Here is a 15,840-nt window from a genome sequence, read left to right as displayed (position 1 = left end):
AGTCGAGCAACGCCTGGGCGCTCATCCGGGGCGAGCGTTCTTCGAGCCATTGAGCCCCATGGACCTGAGCCTGCTTGAGCTGGGCGCCAGCGCTCGGGAAAACATCGGACAGCAGGCGCGCCAATGCTGACACCGGAGCCGCCCGTAACCCAGACCGGGGCCAGACGCTGGGTATGCCTGGTGATCCTGCTGGTGGATCGTTCCTGCCGCCCCTGGATTACTTCATCGTCAATATCGCCCTGCCCTTTATCAAGGCCGACCTGAAAGCCAGCGATGGCCTGATGCAGGCGTCAGTGTCGATCTACGCCGCAGCCTTTGCGCTGTTCCTGATCCTCGGCGGGCGTTTAGGGGACAGGTACGGGCCACGGCGGATTTTCATGCTTGGCATGCTTGGCTTTGCCGCCGCCTCGGTGGCTTGCGGCGTCGCCGGCAGCGATCTGGGACTACGGCCTGGGGTTGTCGGCGACCATCCCGGTCCTTATCTCCACTCCCGGGCATCCGATGCAGAAAAGCATGGGCCTGATAGGCCTGGGCGAAACGATTTTTTCCTGGCCGATCTTGCTCACAGCTCTGGTGGTGTTGGTGACGTTGCCTCTGCTCAATGCAGCCCTGCACCCCCGGCAGGGGGAACAGGTGACCGAGATCGACGCCAGCCAGTACATCGCCAAGGATGAAAGCGGCCAGAGCGTGGACGGGCTGTTCGCCGACAACACCGTGGCCACTCGGCTCAACAACAGTAGGCTGCTGAGCCTGGCGGTGGGCCTGTTGGGTCTGGGCTACGTCGCCGTGAGTTTTTTGCGCGGAGCCAACCTCGATCTGAACAAGGTCAACTTTCTGATCCTGTTCCTCGGCATCCTGCTGCTGCGCACCCCGGCCCAGTACATAGCCAAGCTCAATGAGGGCATCAAGACCATTACCGGGATCATTCTCCAGTACCCCTTCTACGCCGGGATCATGGCGATCATGGCCGGTTCGGGCCTGGTGGACAGTGTCTCCAGGGTCTTTGTCGACGTGGCCAACCAGCAGACCTTGCCCTTCTGGGGCTTGCTCAGCTCGTTCCTGATCAACTTCTTCGCCCCTTCCGGCGGCGGCCACTGGGCGATTCAGGGCCCTTTCATGATCGAAGCTGCCCGTGCCCTGAACAGCTCACTGGCCCAGACCTCCATGGCGGTGATGCTGGGCAACGCCTGGAACGACCTGGTGCAGCCGTTCTGGATCCTCCCGGCCCTCGCCCTGTCACGGCTGAAACTCAAGGATGTGATGGGCTACACCGTGATCTGTATGTTCTGGGTCGGTGCCATCTACATTTGCACCGTCCTGCTGTGGGGATGCCTGGGCCACCCGTGAATCCCGAGTCATCATTTTCAGGAGTCTGCGTATGCCATTTGTAATCGAAACATGGGACAAGCCTGGCAGCCAGGCGGTCCGCAGCCGCCACCGGCCCAGCCACCTGGCGTACCTGGACCGCCACGCGGCGCTGTTGATCGCGTGTGGCGCCAAGTTGCATGACGATGCCAGCGACCTGGGCGGTGGGTTCTACATCGTCGAACTGGATACCCGCGAACAGGCACAGGCGTTTATCGAGGGCGACCCGTTCTACCAGGCAGGGCTGTTTCTCAACGTACAGATCACTCGTTGGCGAAAAAGCTACGTGCTCGGCAAAAACCTGCTGACCGAGTGACCACGGCACCATCAGGTGCCCCTGGACAGTGCTTGGCCAGGCACGACAAATAGCGGGCCAAGCGCCGACGTATGCGTAAATCCCAGGCAAAAAAAAGCCACTCGTAAGAGTGGCTTTTTCTTTGTGTTTGGAGCGGGAAACGAGACTCGAACTCGCGACCCCGACCTTGGCAAGGTCGTGCTCTACCAACTGAGCTATTCCCGCGTCTTGGTGGTGTGCATTCTATAGAATCCAGAACCCCCGTCAACCCCTTGATTCAAAAAAGTTTTATTTCTTTTCAACGGTGGTGCGCAGATGTGGCCAGGCAGCACGCAAATACTGAAGCATGGACCACAACGTCAGGCCCGCGGCGATCAGCAGCAAGGCGTAGCCGGTGAGCACCCAGAAGGAGAAGTCCGACGGATTGGCCAGCAGGATCACCAACGCGAGCATTTGCGCAGCGGTTTTCCATTTGCCCATGTTGGAGACCGCCACGTGGGCGCGCGCGCCGATTTCGGCCATCCATTCGCGCAGGGCCGAGACGACGATCTCGCGGCCGATGATCACGGCGGCCGGCAGCGTCAGCCACAGGTTGCCGTGCTCCTGCACCAACAGGACCAGGGCCACGGCCACCATCAGTTTGTCGGCCACCGGATCAAGGAATGCGCCAAAGGGCGTGCTCTGTTCCAGGCGACGCGCCAGGTAGCCGTCAAGCCAGTCGGTCGCGGCTGCAAAGGCAAACACTGAACTGGAGGCGGCATAGCTCCATTCGTACGGCAAATAGAACAACAAAATGAAAATCGGAATGAGCAGGACGCGTAGAACGGTAATCAGATTAGGGATATTCATCGGCACAACTGGCTACGAGGTGAGAAGGCATTCTATTCGCTGTGCAGGTTTGCATAAATCAACTCAGCGAGCTTTTTACTGATACCGGGTGCTTTGGCTATTTCGTCAATGCTGGCACGGGACAGCTCCTGCAAGCCACCAAAATGTTTAAGCAGGTCGCGCCGGCGTGTCGGGCCAACGCCCGCCACCCCTTCCAGGGTTGAGGTTCGACGGGTTTTGCCGCGACGGGCACGGTGGCCAGTAATGGCAAAACGGTGGGCCTCGTCACGGATCTGTTGAATCAGGTGCAGCGCGGGTGAGTCGCCCTTCAAGGTGAACTCATGGGCGGCATCATTCAAGTACAACGTCTCGAAGCCGGCCTTGCGCGTGGCGCCCTTAGCCACGCCGAGCAGGATCAGGTCGGGCACGGCCAGTTCGTTGAGCACGTCACGGGCCATGGACAACTGGCCCTTGCCGCCGTCCACCAGAAGAATATCCGGCAGTTTGCCCTCGCCGTCCTTCAACTTGCTGAAGCGTCGCGTCAGGGCCTGGTGCATCGCAGCATAGTCATCGCCGGCGGTAACGCCTTCAATGTTGTAGCGCCGGTAATCGGATTTGATCGGCCCTTCCGGCCCGAACACCACACAGGACGCCACAGTGGCTTCGCCGCTGGAGTGGCTGATGTCGTAGCACTCCAGCCGTTGCGGCGGCTCGTCCAGGTTAAGCACTTCAGCCAAGGCGTCGAAGCGTGCGGCCACATGCTGCCGATTGGCCAGACGCGCACTCAGGGCCTGCTCGGCGTTTGTGACCGCCAATTGCTGCCAACGGGCACGGGTACCGCGCACGCGGTGGCTGATGTCCAGCTCACGGCCGCGCAGCTCGTGGATGGCCTCGATCAGTGTGGGGAAGTCTTCATGCACCACGTTGACGATCAACTCCGAGGGCAAATCGCGCTCGGGGCTGCTGACGTAGTACTGACCAAGAAAGGCGGCCATGACTTCAGCCACTTCCTCGTCGATCCCGGTTTGCGGGAAGAAGTTCTTGCTGCCCAGCACTCGCCCGCCACGCACGCTGATCAAATGCACACAGGCGCCGCCCGGGTTGACGAACGCGGCGATCACATCGACGTCCCCGTTGCCGCCCTCCATGCTTTGCTGGTCCTGAACACGGCGCAACAGAGAGATCTGGTCGCGCAATTCAGCGGCCCGCTCGAAATCCAGCGTGCTGGCAGCCTGCTCCATGGCGCCGGAGAGCTCATCGGTGAGCGCATTGCTGCGCCCTTCGAGGAACATCACCGAATGGCGCACATCCTCGGCGTACTCCGCCGGATCAACCAGGCCGACACAAGGCGCCTTGCAGCGCTTGATCTGGTACTGCAGGCAAGGCCGTGTGCGGTTCTTGTAGAAGCTGTCTTCGCACTGGCGCACAAAAAAGGTCTTTTGCAGCAGGCTCAGGCTTTCGCGGATTGCACCGGCGCTGGGGTACGGCCCGAAATACTTGCCCTTCTGCTTCTTCGCGCCGCGGTGAATGCTCAGCCGCGGGAAGTCGCCGTCGGATAAAAACACGTAGGGATAGGATTTATCGTCGCGCAGCAGAATGTTGTAGGGCGGCCGCCACTCCTTGATCAGCGTCTGCTCAAGCAGCAGCGCTTCGGTTTCATTGGCGGTGATGGTGGTTTCAACCTGGGCGATGCGCGCCACCAAGGCAGCGGTTTTCGTCGCCAGGCCGGTCTTGCGAAAGTAGCTCGCCAGACGGTTTTTCAGGTTCTTGGCTTTGCCCACATAAAGCAGGCGCGCCTCGCTGTCGAACATGCGGTACACGCCGGGGCGGCCACTGCACGTTGAGAGAAAGGCACTTGGATCAAACGGTGTGGTCATGTCAGGCGCTGGCGTCCACCATGCCGTGGCGCACCGCGAGCAGGGTCAATTCAACATCACTGCTGATGGCGAGCTTCTCGAAAATGCGATAGCGGTAGGTGTTAACGGTTTTGGGCGACAGGCAGAGCTTGTCGGAAATCGTCTGCACTTTCTGGCAGCCGACGATCATCAAGGCGATCTGGATCTCCCGCTCCGACAGCGCATCAAACGGCGAGTCGCTGGTGGGCTGGAAAGATTTGATAGCCAACTGTTGGGCAATCTGCGGGCTGATATAACGCTGGCCGGCAAATACCAGGCGAATGGCTTGCACCATCTCCGCCAGGCCTGCGCCTTTGGTCAGGTAACCGGCCGCGCCTGCCTGTAGCAGACGTGTAGGAAAAGGGTCTTCCTCGCACACGGTCACCACCACGACTTTAATGTCCGGATGGCTGCGCAACAATTTGGTAGTGGCACCAAGACCGCCGATCCCAGGCATCTTGACGTCCATCAAAACCACATCGGGTTTCAACTCCCGGGCCTTGATCAGGGACTCCTCCCCTGACTCGGCCTGACCGACTACTTGCAGGCCATCGATGTCAGCCAGCATTCGTGTAATGCCTGTACGAACGAGATCATGGTCATCGACTACTAGCACCCTAATCAAGCAGACACCTCGCGATATGGTCTTATAGGTTGCTGAACACCTTAGCAAAAAACCATGGCGCAGACCTAGCTGCAAGCGTCATATATATAGAGTTTACGCACGCTATCGGTGCCCGACTTGCGCCGGACAGCCGATTTTACTGAGCAAAAGGTCAGCTTTGCGTGAGAGCCGACTTGTGTTTTCCGTTCTGCGACACGGAGTGTTCCGCCAGTGTGGAGGTCAGTCGGCGGATAGCGTCCTGATCTTCCTTGAGCATGACCCGGTAATTTTCCAGGATTTTTTCTTCCAACTGACTGAGGTTTTCCAGCTGCATAGGCGTCGGGCTTCCCGTCAGCACATATAAAACATCTACACCACGCTGAGCCACGCGTGACAGGTAGTCCGCCTTGGGTGCGCGGCCGCCGCTTTCGTATTTGCCTTGGGCATTTGCCTCGACGCCGCCGATTTCACCAAAAACTTTCTGCGACAGGCCAAGACGTTCTCTTTCCTGTCTTAAACGCGAACCGATTCCACTCATTTGGATGTATGATCCTGTCTGGCACACCCCAAGAGGTGACACACTCATCTCGTTTTAAACAAACTTGAACGGTTTTGAACTATGCCCGGTATTCGCACTGCTGCACAAGCCAAGGCCTGGCTGGAACATCAAGGGAAGTCAGTTCAAGCGTTTGCCCGTGAGCACGGCGTTGATCCGGCCACAACCTATCAAGTGCTCGCCGGGCGTAAAAAAGGACGGCGTGGGGAAGCCCACAAGGTGGCGGTCCTGTTGGGCATGAAAGAAGGGATTATCGTGGATGAGCCGGTAGCCCTGAACCGCGACCCGGAAATCGTTTCCTGACTGCAGTCTGCGCCTAGTGGCAAGACGTGCCTGTTTAGTCCGATGGACCTGCCCGACACTCGCGCTCCATGCGCCAGAAGCAACCCTCTTCCCCAACGATGCTCAACCCCAGGCGCTGATACAACCTGCGCGCCGGATTGGTTTTGAACACCGTCAAGCGTAAAAGACCCAGCCCCTGTGCGCGCGCCTTGAGCGCCATCTGCTCGAGAACCCAGCTGCCTGCGCCCTGCTTGCGGTAGTTTTCGGATAAGTGCAATTCGCGAATGTACAGAGCACTGTTGTCACGGCTCAGGCTGATAAACCCCAGCACTGCGTCGTCCTTGCAGATCATCCAGTTCTCGCGGCTGCCCCAGCCCACGTCAAAGCCATAGTCAGACCACACAAGACCGTATTGCAGGTAGTAACCCCCCATGGCTTGGTGGGTCAGCCTCCGCGCGAATGGCAAGTCATCGACAGTCGCGGCGCGCAGGTGAAACGTCATTTACAGCGCAACCACGTGGCCAGACCAGTGGCCGCCATCGCGGCGGGCAAGCACCAACGCGTCGCCAGTGCCCGGTGCGGCGGCCAGCACCTTGCCGTCCGCGGCCCAGACGGCGCTGCGCCCTGCGCAGGCCCAGCCGCCTGAAGGCCCGCCATGGTTGGCCATCAACACCAGCATGCGATGCTCGGCGGCATAACCCTGGAGCAGCGCGCTGTCCGCGGTGTAGCCACCCTCGCTGATCAACACGCCGGCGGCGTACACGTTGGCGCCGGCCTGCGCGGCCTCACGTGGATGGCTGGCGTGGGAAAAGTCTGCACAAACCGCCAGCGCAATACGGTCATTCGCCCATTCGAGGGCGGCACCGCCCTGCCCTGCGACAAACGCCACGTCTTCACCCGGATGCAAATGCTGCTTGGTGTACACCGCCAGCGACCCGTCCGCCGCCAACACCAGCGCGCCGATCAACACGCCCGCCTCGGGCGCCAAACGGATCGGCATCCCCACCACCGCCGTCAACTGCAGCGCCTGCGCCTTCTCACGCAGTGGCGCAAGCCGTGCATCCTCTGGCGCAATCGCCAGTTCAGCGGCCAGCGCCGGCTCATAGCCGGTCAGAGACAGCTCTGGAAACACCAGCAACTGCACACCGTGCTCCGCCGCCGCCTGCATGAACGCCAGGTGCCGCTGGATATTGGCCGGCACATCGCCTGCGATTGAAGTGGTCTGAGCGGCAGCAAGGGTCAAGGCAGTCATGGTCGCGTCCAAGCCATCAATATCTAAGTGTCAGCAGCATATCGATACTCACCCCATAGCCGTAAGTACCTCAGGCGATAGAAATTACTGATTGAATCCACCCGCGTGCCTCTAGTAAGCTCCCCGCATCATTTGGAGACACACCATGTTGCAACTCACCCACACTCAGGTTTGCCCTGCTGCCAGCGCCTCGCGCTCGGTGTCGGCTACCCGCGTGAACGGTTTGAGCGCACTGGTCAGCTTTTATTTTGGGTATTGGTTTAGCCACTGGCGCGCCTGATACCTGAAATCGGCGCCCACTACTCAAGGGGTCGCCTGCCAGAGAAATCTAACCCCCGGTCGGCTCCCCGACCGGGGTTTTGTTTTTTCAGCCCTTACTCATTTTGCTTCACACCGAACACTAAAAGGACTCACGACATGAACTACGCCACCTATTACCGCTACGACACCTCCACTGCATGGCGATTTAGCAAGCTCCGTTCGGGACAGCCTGCCGCCTCCGATCGGTCACCTATTGGTGGCAAGCCAACACACGTAGCCAATACGGCCAATTGTCGAACACCCCAGTAGGGCAGAGCGCGCGGGAATCGCCCGCCGCTTGCCCAGGAAGCCTTGAATATGAACTCTGCTACCGCCGCCTTGCCTGTTGCCAACCTGTCCAGCGCCAATGAAGCCCTGACCCAGCGCCTGCCCAGCTCGCTTGAACTCAAGCACCAGTTGCCCCTCAGCCCGTTCCTCAACGAACAGATCTACGCCCATCGCCAAGCCGTGCGCGCCATCCTCAACGGTGAAGACGCCCGTTTGCTGGTGATTGTCGGCCCGTGCTCGATCCACGACCCCGAATCGGCCATGGAATACGCACGCAATCTGAAGAAACTCGCGCTTGAAGTCAGCGACCAGATGCTGCTGGTGATCCGCGCCTACGTGGAAAAACCGCGCACCACCATCGGCTGGAAAGGCCTGGCCTACGACCCGCACCTGGACGGCAGCGATGACATGGCCGCAGGCCTGACCCTGTCGCGCGAACTGATGCGTGAAATGCTGCGCCTGGGCCTGCCGGTCGCCACCGAGCTGCTGCAACCCATGGCCGCCGGCTACTTCGATGACCTGCTCAGCTGGGTCGCCATTGGCGCACGCACCACCGAATCGCAGATCCACCGCGAAATGGCCAGCGGCCTGGGCATGCCGGTAGGCTTCAAGAACGGCACCGACGGCGGCGTCGCGATTGCCTGTGACGCTATGCGCTCGGCGTCACACCCGCACCGCCACTTCGGCGTCGACAGCCAGGGCCATCCGGCAATCATCCAGACCCCAGGCAACCCCGACACGCACCTGGTGCTGCGCGGCGGCCACCGTGGGCCAAACTACGATGCGCAAAGTGTGGCCCAGGTAAAACACGATTTGGCCAAGTCCAAAGTCGCGGCGCGGATCATGGTCGATTGCAGCCACGCCAACAGCGGCAAAGACCCGTTGCGTCAGCCGGCAGTGTTCAACGACGTGCTGGAACAACGCCTGCAAGGCGACACCTCGCTGATCGGCATGATGCTCGAAAGCCATCTGTTCGAAGGTTGCCAGCCGTTGAGCGCGTCGATGAAATACGGCGTGTCGGTGACCGACGGTTGCCTGGGCTGGAGTGGCACCGAGCAGCTGTTGCGTGGTGCGGCTGAGCGGTTGCGGGAACACCACAAAGCTGACTGACGGATGGAGATCAAAATGTGGGAGCTGGCTTGCCTGCGAAGGCGGTGGATCAGTCAGAAAACCTGGCACTGATAGACCGCATTCGGGGGCAAGCCCCCTCCCACACTTGTACGGTGTTTGGGTCGGGAAAGTGGATACAACGCCTCATCAAACTGCGCCAGTTTCGCAAACACCAAGGGCTGCTCACTCGCCAGCCCTTGCAGTTTCTGCGCATACCCCAGCAGAAAATCCCGCCGCTGCAATCGATTGCTTCTTCACCCCCAGCCGTTGCTCCAGGGCATACACCAGATAGTCAGGGTTCTCGCGCGTGGAAAAATCCGCCGCCGACGCCACCGGGCTCCACTGCATGGCGTACAAGTCACTGAAATGATCGAGCCAGCCCGGGTCCATTTCCGGTTCCGATGAAAACAGCAGGCCGGTGTAGTCCTGGTAAGGCGGAGTAAAAATCGCGCTGCAGCTGCCCTGGTCAACCACCCTGCCCCGCTGCATCTCCACCACCTCATCGGCAATCGCGCGCACCGTGGCGACGTCGTGGGTGATGAACAGGCAAGCCAGCTCCCACACTGGATGTTCATTGGCTGGTCGATCCCTAGGCCTGCCACCACCGCTCGATCAGCCGCAGCCCATCCAATTCACCATACGGCGCGGTCAGCGGCCCGTGGCTGAGGCGGTTCGAACGCGCCGCCATCGTCCCGGCACAGGGCCTGCATTTCGTTGTACATCTCTTGGCGCAGCGGCGCGTTCATCTCGCCACGGGCCGCCGTGAGCCGTTGGTTAAAGCGCGCGTTGTCCCAGAGGGTTTCGTTCCAGGCCGCGCCTTTGGCGTAGCCGATGCTGAACATGCGGTCGGCGGTCAGGCTGCTGTACCAGAACGAGGTGGTGAACGGCTGCTTCATCCACACATTGGAGAAGTAGCCGTCGGCCGGCTCGCGCACCACGTCAATGTCGATACCGGCCTGGCGCGCCTGTTCCTTGAACAGTACCGAGGCGTCCACCGCGCCGGTGTAAGGCAGCGTCGCAAGCTTGCAGGCGCACCTTGAGCGACTCCACCCCGGCCTTGCGCAGGTAGAAGCGCGACTTGTCCGGGTCGTAGCGGCGCTGCTCCAGCGCAGCGTTGATAAAGCGGCTGCCTGGCTGGATAGGGTGGTCATTGCCCACTAGGCCATAACCGTGCAGCACCGACGCCAGCAGGGTTTCGCGGTTGATCGCGTGCTTCATGGCCATGCGAATGCCGTTGTTGTTGAACTCGTTGCTGTCGCACAGCATCGGGAAGGTGTAGTGCTGGGCGCCCTTGGTTTCTTCAATCACCAAACCTGGGTTGCGCTTGAGCAACGCCACGGTTTTCAGGTCGACTTTATTGATCACATCGACTTGCCCGAACCCGGGCAAGGTAGAGACGCGAGTCATCTGGGTGATTACGCCGCCAAGGTTTTGAGCCGCTTGCGCTAATGGACGGCGTGGTTCGACCGCTGAGCGATGTCACGGCCACTTGAATACCTCATCGACCGGCACGCGATAACCGGTGGCCAGGCGGTTGGTTTGATTGGCCATGCCGACCACCGCCTGCAACTCGCCGAACATCGCGTCAGTCATACCGGCCTTGCGCGCGGCAGCCGTGTGGGAGGCGATGCAATACGGGCAATTGTTGGTCACGCTGACGGCCACGTAGAGCAACTCCTTGGTCAGCGGATCCAGTGCGCCGGGGGCCATGATTTCCTTGAGGCTTTCCCAGGTGCGGCGCAGGGTCGGCGGGTGGGCGGCCAGGCATTTCCAGAAGTTATTCACCTGGTCAACCTTGCGCGTCTGCATGATGTCGTCATACACCGCGCGCACCTCGGGGCTGGCGTCGGCGTATTCGGTCAAGTGTTGGGTCATGGCATGTTCCGGGCTGACAGTGGGTGTTCTGGAATACCGTGCGGCAGCTGTCTGTGGCAAGTGAAGCCGCATTTTTTATTGCGGGCGAGACTCGTGACTTCTGGTAAAAAGTCCTTTTCGGGTTCGGCGGTTTTTCCGAAGGAACGTCGAGGGGATACTCGACTCCATTGTTCACACCCCTTCAGGAGTTACAGATGTCTATCCCTACGCAAAACGTTCCCGCCTTCGGCCTTGGCACCTTCCGCCTGCAAGGCCAAGTGGTAATCGACTCTGTGAGCACGGGCCTGGAACTGGGCTACCGCGTCATCGATACCGCGCAGATCTACGAGAACGAAGCGGATGTCGGCCAAGCCATTGCCGACAGCGGCGTGCCGCGTGACGAACTGTTCATTACCAGCAAGATCTGGATTGCCAATTTCGCCGAAGGCCAGTTGATTCCCAGCCTGCGTGAAAGCCTGCGCAAACTGAAAACCGACTACCTGGACCTGACCCTGATCCACTGGCCGTCGCCGGAAGACCAGGTGCCTGTCGCCCAATTCATGGGCCAGTTGCTGGAAGCCAAGCGCCTGGGCCTGACGCGCCAAATCGGTATTTCCAACTTCACCATCGACCTGATGAAGCAGGCGATTGCCGCGGTGGGCGCCGAAAACATCGCCACCAACCAAATCGAACTGCATCCCTACCTGCAAAACCAGAAGGTGGTGGATTTCGCCATCGCCCACGGTATTCAGATTACGTCGTACATGACCCTGGCCTACGGCGAAGTGCTCAAAGACCCGGTAATCCAGCAGATCGCCGAACGCCACCAGGCCACGGCGGCGCAAGTGACCCTCGCGTGGGCCATGCAATTGGGCTATGCGGTGATTCCGTCGTCCACCAAACGTGCCAATCTGGACAGCAACCTCAAGGCCCTGCAACTCACTTTGAGCGCTGCCGACATGGCACAGATCGCCGGCCTGGAGCGCGGCCATCGCCTGACCAGCCCTAAAGGCATCGCCCCGAAGTGGGACTAAACCCCGGCCGCCGGCGTGCGGGATAACTCCCGCAGCCACGGCAATACCCGCAGGCCACGGTGGGCCTCGGGTGGGTCGATGATGTCCATGAAGTGCTCGAGGTTGACGGTGTCCGGCATGCCCGGCAGCCGGACCAGCAGCGTCGGCGGTACACCGCCTGGAATATCCAGGGTTTGGTGGTCGTAGACCAGTACATGATGCACCTGGGGCTGCGGCCCGTCGGCCTGGGCGGTCAACCCCGCATTAATGATCAGTACGTCGAATGGCTCGGCCGGGATGGCGGTAAGAATCTGGACTTCTTCAAGGGTTTGCACCGGAACAATCCGGTGGTACCCCAGCTGGTTGAGCATTTTTTCGATGTACAGCCGCTGCAGGTGCTGTTCATCGGCAATCAGGATGGTCAGTGCTTTGTTCGGCATGGCAAACCCCTGGGCAGGCTGTGCTCGTCAGTGAGCGTGGCCCATTTTCCAGACATATCCCGAAGACAAAATCAGGTATGTTCCTCCTTCATGTAGGAGTTCTCCCAAATCCACTGAACGGCGCTCAACCGCGCTCAGCACCGAGCGTAAAGCTGCTCAAGCGCCGATGCAGATCGTCGAGGGCTTCGCCTACCGCTTCAACCGCCATGCCCAGTGCGTCGCGCTCCTGGCGCTGACACACTTCCTCAAGCCTTTCACAACGGGTTATCAGCGTCTGCGCCTTGACCAGCCGTGCGCCGCCCTTGGCGCGGTGGGCGAGGTCATGCAGTTCGTGAAAATTCAACTGGCGGTGCAGCACCGGCAGCAGCGCGCGGTCTGCCTCAAGGCTTTCGAGCAACGGTATCAACAGTTCATTGAGCGCCGCGTCATCGTCACCCGTCAGCGTGATCAGGGCGCTCACATCAAATGTCCGCTCAACCTCAGATACCCCAGGGCTGGTCGCAAGCGCGGCCAGTGCCGAGCGCAAGTCCTCAAGGCCGGCAGGTTTGAACAAACAGGTATCCATGCCTGCCTGTCGGCAGCGCTCGGTTTCCTCCGGTTGCGCGTTAGCGGTAAAGCCCAGCAGCAAGCACGGTACCAAGCCTTGCGCACGCTCCTGCGCGCGGATATCGCGCGCCAGGGCGTAGCCATTCTTGAGGGGCATGTTGCAATCGGTGATCACCACGTCCGGTTGCTCGGCTTGCCAGCATTCAAGCCCTTGCACACCGTCTTCGGCCAGGGTGATGCGATGCCCCAGAAAGCGCAGTTGGCGCGCCAGCAGCAAGCGATTGGCCGGGTAGTCGTCCACCACCAAGATGCTCAATACACGGCCCGGTCGGACCACAGGCGCCGGCCCAGCACGCTCGACCGGCACTGCGGTGGCCCTGGCCAACGTCAACGTCATGTCCACTCGCGTGCCCTGCCCGGGCACACTGCTCAACTGCAACGTGCCGCCCAGCATTTCACACAGACTGCGGCTGATCACCAGCCCCAGCCCCGAGCCGCTGCGCGCTGATTGTTCGGTGTTGCTACCCTGGAAAAACGGGTTGAACAGACGCTGCTGGTCTTCACTGCTGATGCCGATGCCGGTGTCTTCCACCCATAACACCAGTTCCAGATAGCCAGTGTCAGACCCCGGTGCACTGCGCCCGCCCAGACGTACTTGGCCCTGGGCCGTGAACTTGATTGCATTGCTCAGCAGGTTGGACACCACCTGCTTGAACCGCAAGGAGTCGATCAGCACCGGATAATCAATCAGCGGGTCGAGTTCCACCTGCAACGCCAGGCCTTTGGTCCGCGCCAGCCCCTCGAACACCCGCGCCACCGAGGTGAGCAGTTCATGCAGATTGGCCGGCGCCAGGGTCAGCGACAAGTGACCGGATTCGATCCGGGAAATATCCAGAATATCGCCAATCAGCTCGAGCATGCCGCGCGACGCAACCGAGGCGACCTCCAGGGCATCGCGGTCGACGCGCCCCTGCTCGGCATTGGCGAGCGCCAGTTCAATCATGCCGATCACCGCGTTCATCGGCGTGCGAATCTCATGGCTCATGGTGGCCAGAAACGTGGTCTTGGCGCGGTTGGCGGCATCGGCGTCTTCCTTGGCTTCCTGCAACTGGCCCAATAAACGTTGGCGTTCGCTCACATCCACCCAACCGGCAATCATGCCCACCACGTTTTCGTCCCCATCGCGGTACGGCAGCATCCAGTGGTAAATGGTCAGCACCTTGCCACCTGGCAACGTGAGTAGCCGGTCATTGATCTGCGGCTCGCCGCGTTCCATCAACCGCAGGTAATCCTCATGGAAGGACCGCGACTGCGCAGGGTTGCCGCTGTCGGCTTCTATCACCGTCTTGCCGATCACTGCGTCGGACTTGAAGCCGAACACGTCCAGATAAGCGCTGTTGCACGCCATCAGCCGGCCCTGGCGGTCGCGCACGTAAATCGGATAGGGCGTGCCGTCGATCAATACGCCCATAAAACGCATCTGGTCGCTCAAGGCCCGTTCCGCCTGCGCGCGTTTGCGGATCAGGCTGCGCAGGTAAATAGCCCAGCCGGAAGTGATCAGCAGCAACAACGCCGCCAGGCCAAAGCCTTGAATGATCGCACTGCGGTGACGCAACCAATGGTCCTCGATGATCACATCCGTGCGCCATTGGCTGACCAGCTCATCCATCTCCTGCGGAGGGATACTCAGCAACGCTTTGTCGAGTATCGAGTACAACTCCAACTGGCCACGATTGACCCCGAACGTCATGCGTGCCGGCTCGGCGCCGACGGTACTGGTCACGCGCAAGCGGTCGCGGTACTGCTGGGCGATCAGGTAACGCGCATTGATCAATGAGTTGACCGCCCCTTCGGCAGCCCCGTTGGCCACCAGCGCCATGGCTTCGGTGGGGTTGCGCGCCGCCACAAAGTTAATCCCTGGGTAATCGCGGTGGATGACATCGCGCACAGCATTGCCACTGCTGATCGCGAGGCGCTTGCCGACCATGTCCTCCAGGGTCATCGTGCCGGGGTCGTCATTGCGGGTGACCAGCACCACCGGGTTGGTCAGGTAAGGCCGGGTAAAGCGCACCTGATCAGAGCCTTCGATACTGGGGGTCACCACCGCCATCATGTCGGCCCGGCCTGTACTGACCGCGTCAATCTGCTGAGGCATCGAGCCGCCGGAAACGACATCGAACTTCAAGCCGGTACGCAAGCTGATCCGCGACAGAACATCGGCACTCAAGCCCTCCAGTCGCCCTTGCGCCGTAAAGGACGCCAACGGCAGCATCTGCTCGGACGCCACCACCCTGACCCGCGGGTGTTTCTCCAGCCAACGCTGCTCACTGGTGCTCAGGTGCAACCGCTCGGCACCGAGCAGGCCCAGGTTGTCACCGTTCCAGCGACGCAATATTTCCATCTGTTCGTTCGCCGGGATCGCCCTCAGCGCAGTGTTGATAATGCGCAGCAAGCGAGTGTTGTCCCTGAGCACGGCAAAGGCGAAGGAATTGGATTCCAACGTGGAAAAATCCGCCATTTGCACATTGTTCAAGTGGTTGCGGTTGATCTGGTAATTGGCAGAGATGGCATCGCCCAGGTAGACATCGGCGCGACCGAACGCGACGGCGCCAATGGCTTCGAAAATAGACGGAAACAACTCCACGTGAGCCTTGGGGTAAAAAGCCTCTACCACGTCGGGCGGCATGTAGTGATAGAGCATCGCGATGCGCTTGCCTGCGAGGCCGACACTCAACGATTGGCTGTCGCCGGTGCGGGTAACCAGCACCGGCTGGTCATTGGCGTAGGAACGCGAAAGCACCAATTGCGGGTCGCCCGCCTCAAAACCATTGGACGTCCCAAGCAGATCAATGGCGCCTTGCTTGAGGGCTTCGAGCACTTCATCGCGGGTATCGTAGCGCCGCACCTCAACGCTGATGTTCAGCGCCTGGGCGAGCAACCCGGCATAGTCCGCCGTGATGCCTTCGATTTCGTCGTTGTTGTTGGTCAGTTCGAAGGGCCCGTAGTCGGGCGCGGAAACCCCCATCAACAACACACGCCGCCCCCGCAACCACTGCCAGTCAGCCTCGCCCAGCGTTACGGAGTGACCATTGAGGCTGGAGTGCCCCAGCAGGCGCAGATTTTGCGGCTGATCAAGGGCACTGGCCATCATCGGCAGCAAGCCCATCAACAGCGTGATGATGAACCGTCGCATCGGCGCAAGGATCATGTCT

14 protein-coding genes, 1 tRNA gene and 4 pseudogenes are annotated in these 15,840 nt (G+C 60.5%); 6 read left to right on the top strand and 13 right to left on the bottom strand.

The annotated features are described in order from the left end of the window. Positions 1-173: 173 nt before the first annotated feature. From AB5I78_RS10955 to AB5I78_RS10945, 3 genes and pseudogenes are all read left to right on the top strand, one after another. Positions 174-365: pseudogene (locus AB5I78_RS10955) on the top strand (MFS transporter); the annotation flags it as partial. Between the two features lie 16 nt (positions 366-381). Continuing rightward, positions 382-1,347, top strand: a complete 966-nt coding sequence (locus AB5I78_RS10950) for a TIGR00366 family protein (protein ID WP_370004493.1) — start codon at positions 382-384, stop codon at positions 1,345-1,347. 31 nt (positions 1,348-1,378) lie between these two features. Further along, positions 1,379-1,681, top strand: a complete 303-nt coding sequence (locus AB5I78_RS10945; protein WP_369302712.1) for a YciI family protein — start codon at positions 1,379-1,381, stop codon at positions 1,679-1,681. 128 nt (positions 1,682-1,809) lie between these two features. Here AB5I78_RS10945 and AB5I78_RS10940 read toward each other — a convergent pair. The 5 genes from AB5I78_RS10940 to AB5I78_RS10920 all read right to left on the bottom strand — a co-directional run bounded on the left by AB5I78_RS10940 (position 1,810) and on the right by AB5I78_RS10920 (position 5,525). Continuing rightward, positions 1,810-1,885 (bottom strand) — tRNA-Gly (locus AB5I78_RS10940). A gap of 63 nt (positions 1,886-1,948) precedes the next feature. Further along, positions 1,949-2,509 (bottom strand): CDP-diacylglycerol--glycerol-3-phosphate 3-phosphatidyltransferase, encoded by a 561-nt coding sequence (gene pgsA / locus AB5I78_RS10935; RefSeq protein ID WP_003232771.1) that lies wholly within the window; start codon positions 2,507-2,509, stop codon positions 1,949-1,951. Positions 2,510-2,541: 32 nt separating this feature from the next. Next, positions 2,542-4,365 (bottom strand): excinuclease ABC subunit UvrC, encoded by a 1,824-nt coding sequence (uvrC, locus tag AB5I78_RS10930; RefSeq protein ID WP_145163457.1) that lies wholly within the window; start codon positions 4,363-4,365, stop codon positions 2,542-2,544. A 1-nt stretch (position 4,366) separates the two neighbouring features. Next, positions 4,367-5,008, bottom strand: a complete 642-nt coding sequence (gene uvrY / locus AB5I78_RS10925; protein WP_003190387.1) for a UvrY/SirA/GacA family response regulator transcription factor — start codon at positions 5,006-5,008, stop codon at positions 4,367-4,369. 151 nt (positions 5,009-5,159) lie between these two features. Then, complete coding sequence (locus AB5I78_RS10920; RefSeq protein WP_145163455.1) at positions 5,160-5,525, bottom strand: helix-turn-helix domain-containing protein; 366 nt, start codon at positions 5,523-5,525, stop codon at positions 5,160-5,162. Between the two features lie 81 nt (positions 5,526-5,606). Between AB5I78_RS10920 and AB5I78_RS10915 the strand changes: the two genes are divergently transcribed. Further along, complete coding sequence (locus AB5I78_RS10915; RefSeq protein ID WP_106579986.1) at positions 5,607-5,846, top strand: DNA-binding protein; 240 nt, start codon at positions 5,607-5,609, stop codon at positions 5,844-5,846. A gap of 34 nt (positions 5,847-5,880) precedes the next feature. On the opposite strand, the gene AB5I78_RS10910 is transcribed toward AB5I78_RS10915, so the two are convergent. Both AB5I78_RS10910 and AB5I78_RS10905 read right to left on the bottom strand, forming a co-directional pair. Then, positions 5,881-6,327, bottom strand: coding sequence for a GNAT family N-acetyltransferase (locus AB5I78_RS10910; RefSeq protein ID WP_369302713.1), 447 nt, complete (start codon positions 6,325-6,327; stop codon positions 5,881-5,883). Further along, entirely contained in the window at positions 6,328-7,077 is a 750-nt protein-coding gene (locus AB5I78_RS10905; protein ID WP_369302714.1) for a carbon-nitrogen hydrolase family protein, read from the bottom strand. It abuts the gene before it with no gap. A gap of 618 nt (positions 7,078-7,695) precedes the next feature. On the opposite strand from AB5I78_RS10905, the gene AB5I78_RS10900 reads away from it, so the two are divergent. After that, positions 7,696-8,775: a 3-deoxy-7-phosphoheptulonate synthase gene (locus tag AB5I78_RS10900; protein WP_369302715.1), complete on the top strand. Its 1,080-nt coding sequence runs from the start codon at positions 7,696-7,698 to the stop codon at positions 8,773-8,775. Positions 8,776-9,009: 234 nt separating this feature from the next. Here the strand turns inward: AB5I78_RS10900 and AB5I78_RS10895 are convergent. The 4 genes and pseudogenes from AB5I78_RS10895 to AB5I78_RS10880 all read right to left on the bottom strand — a co-directional run. Beyond that, positions 9,010-9,138, bottom strand: a pseudogene (locus AB5I78_RS10895) (flavodoxin family protein); the annotation flags it as partial. A gap of 3 nt (positions 9,139-9,141) precedes the next feature. Continuing rightward, a pseudogene (locus tag AB5I78_RS10890) lies at positions 9,142-9,330 on the bottom strand (ABC transporter); the annotation flags it as partial. 34 nt (positions 9,331-9,364) lie between these two features. Further along, positions 9,365-10,152, bottom strand: a pseudogene (locus tag AB5I78_RS10885) (ABC transporter substrate-binding protein); the annotation flags it as partial. A 102-nt stretch (positions 10,153-10,254) separates the two neighbouring features. Then, on the bottom strand, positions 10,255-10,650 hold the full coding sequence (locus AB5I78_RS10880; RefSeq protein ID WP_106579962.1) for a carboxymuconolactone decarboxylase family protein: 396 nt from the start codon (positions 10,648-10,650) through the stop codon (positions 10,255-10,257). A 194-nt stretch (positions 10,651-10,844) separates the two neighbouring features. Here AB5I78_RS10880 and dkgB point away from each other — a divergent pair, with 194 nt between their 5' ends. Continuing rightward, positions 10,845-11,663: a 2,5-didehydrogluconate reductase DkgB gene (dkgB, locus tag AB5I78_RS10875; protein WP_369302716.1), complete on the top strand. Its 819-nt coding sequence runs from the start codon at positions 10,845-10,847 to the stop codon at positions 11,661-11,663. On the opposite strand, the gene AB5I78_RS10870 is transcribed toward dkgB, so the two are convergent. Together AB5I78_RS10870 and AB5I78_RS10865 are read right to left on the bottom strand one after the other, a co-directional pair. Continuing rightward, positions 11,660-12,082, bottom strand: coding sequence for a chemotaxis protein CheY (locus AB5I78_RS10870; RefSeq protein WP_369302717.1), 423 nt, complete (start codon positions 12,080-12,082; stop codon positions 11,660-11,662). The genes dkgB and AB5I78_RS10870 overlap by 4 nt on opposite strands. Positions 12,083-12,206: 124 nt before the next feature. Beyond that, a complete protein-coding gene (locus AB5I78_RS10865) occupies positions 12,207-15,836 on the bottom strand; it encodes a transporter substrate-binding domain-containing protein (RefSeq protein ID WP_369302718.1) in 3,630 nt (1,209 codons plus the stop codon). Positions 15,837-15,840 lie beyond the last annotated feature (4 nt).

Source organism: Pseudomonas sp. N2-3-1-14 (assembly GCF_041228395.1).
Taxonomy (GTDB): Bacteria; Pseudomonadota; Gammaproteobacteria; order Pseudomonadales; family Pseudomonadaceae; genus Aquipseudomonas.
Note: the sequence above shows the minus strand (reverse complement) of the source record. Positions and strands in the feature narration are given on the sequence as shown.

What these genes read in the sequence shown, in the direction of transcription:
- AB5I78_RS10920 (WP_145163455.1), bottom strand. Translation starts at nt 5,525, where the DNA reads ATGAGTGGAATCGGTTCGCGTTTAAGACAGGAAAGAGAACGTCTTGGC.
- uvrC (WP_145163457.1), bottom strand. Translation starts at nt 4,365, where the DNA reads ATGACCACACCGTTTGATCCAAGTGCCTTTCTCTCAACGTGCAGTGGC.
- AB5I78_RS10915 (WP_106579986.1), top strand. Translation starts at nt 5,607, where the DNA reads ATGCCCGGTATTCGCACTGCTGCACAAGCCAAGGCCTGGCTGGAACAT.
- AB5I78_RS10900 (WP_369302715.1), top strand. Translation starts at nt 7,696, where the DNA reads ATGAACTCTGCTACCGCCGCCTTGCCTGTTGCCAACCTGTCCAGCGCC.
- AB5I78_RS10870 (WP_369302717.1), bottom strand. Translation starts at nt 12,082, where the DNA reads ATGCCGAACAAAGCACTGACCATCCTGATTGCCGATGAACAGCACCTG.
- dkgB (WP_369302716.1), top strand. Translation starts at nt 10,845, where the DNA reads ATGTCTATCCCTACGCAAAACGTTCCCGCCTTCGGCCTTGGCACCTTC.
- AB5I78_RS10880 (WP_106579962.1), bottom strand. Translation starts at nt 10,650, where the DNA reads ATGACCCAACACTTGACCGAATACGCCGACGCCAGCCCCGAGGTGCGC.
- AB5I78_RS10905 (WP_369302714.1), bottom strand. Translation starts at nt 7,077, where the DNA reads ATGACTGCCTTGACCCTTGCTGCCGCTCAGACCACTTCAATCGCAGGC.
- pgsA (WP_003232771.1), bottom strand. Translation starts at nt 2,509, where the DNA reads ATGAATATCCCTAATCTGATTACCGTTCTACGCGTCCTGCTCATTCCG.
- AB5I78_RS10945 (WP_369302712.1), top strand. Translation starts at nt 1,379, where the DNA reads ATGCCATTTGTAATCGAAACATGGGACAAGCCTGGCAGCCAGGCGGTC.
- AB5I78_RS10910 (WP_369302713.1), bottom strand. Translation starts at nt 6,327, where the DNA reads ATGACGTTTCACCTGCGCGCCGCGACTGTCGATGACTTGCCATTCGCG.
- AB5I78_RS10865 (WP_369302718.1), bottom strand. Translation starts at nt 15,836, where the DNA reads ATGATCCTTGCGCCGATGCGACGGTTCATCATCACGCTGTTGATGGGC.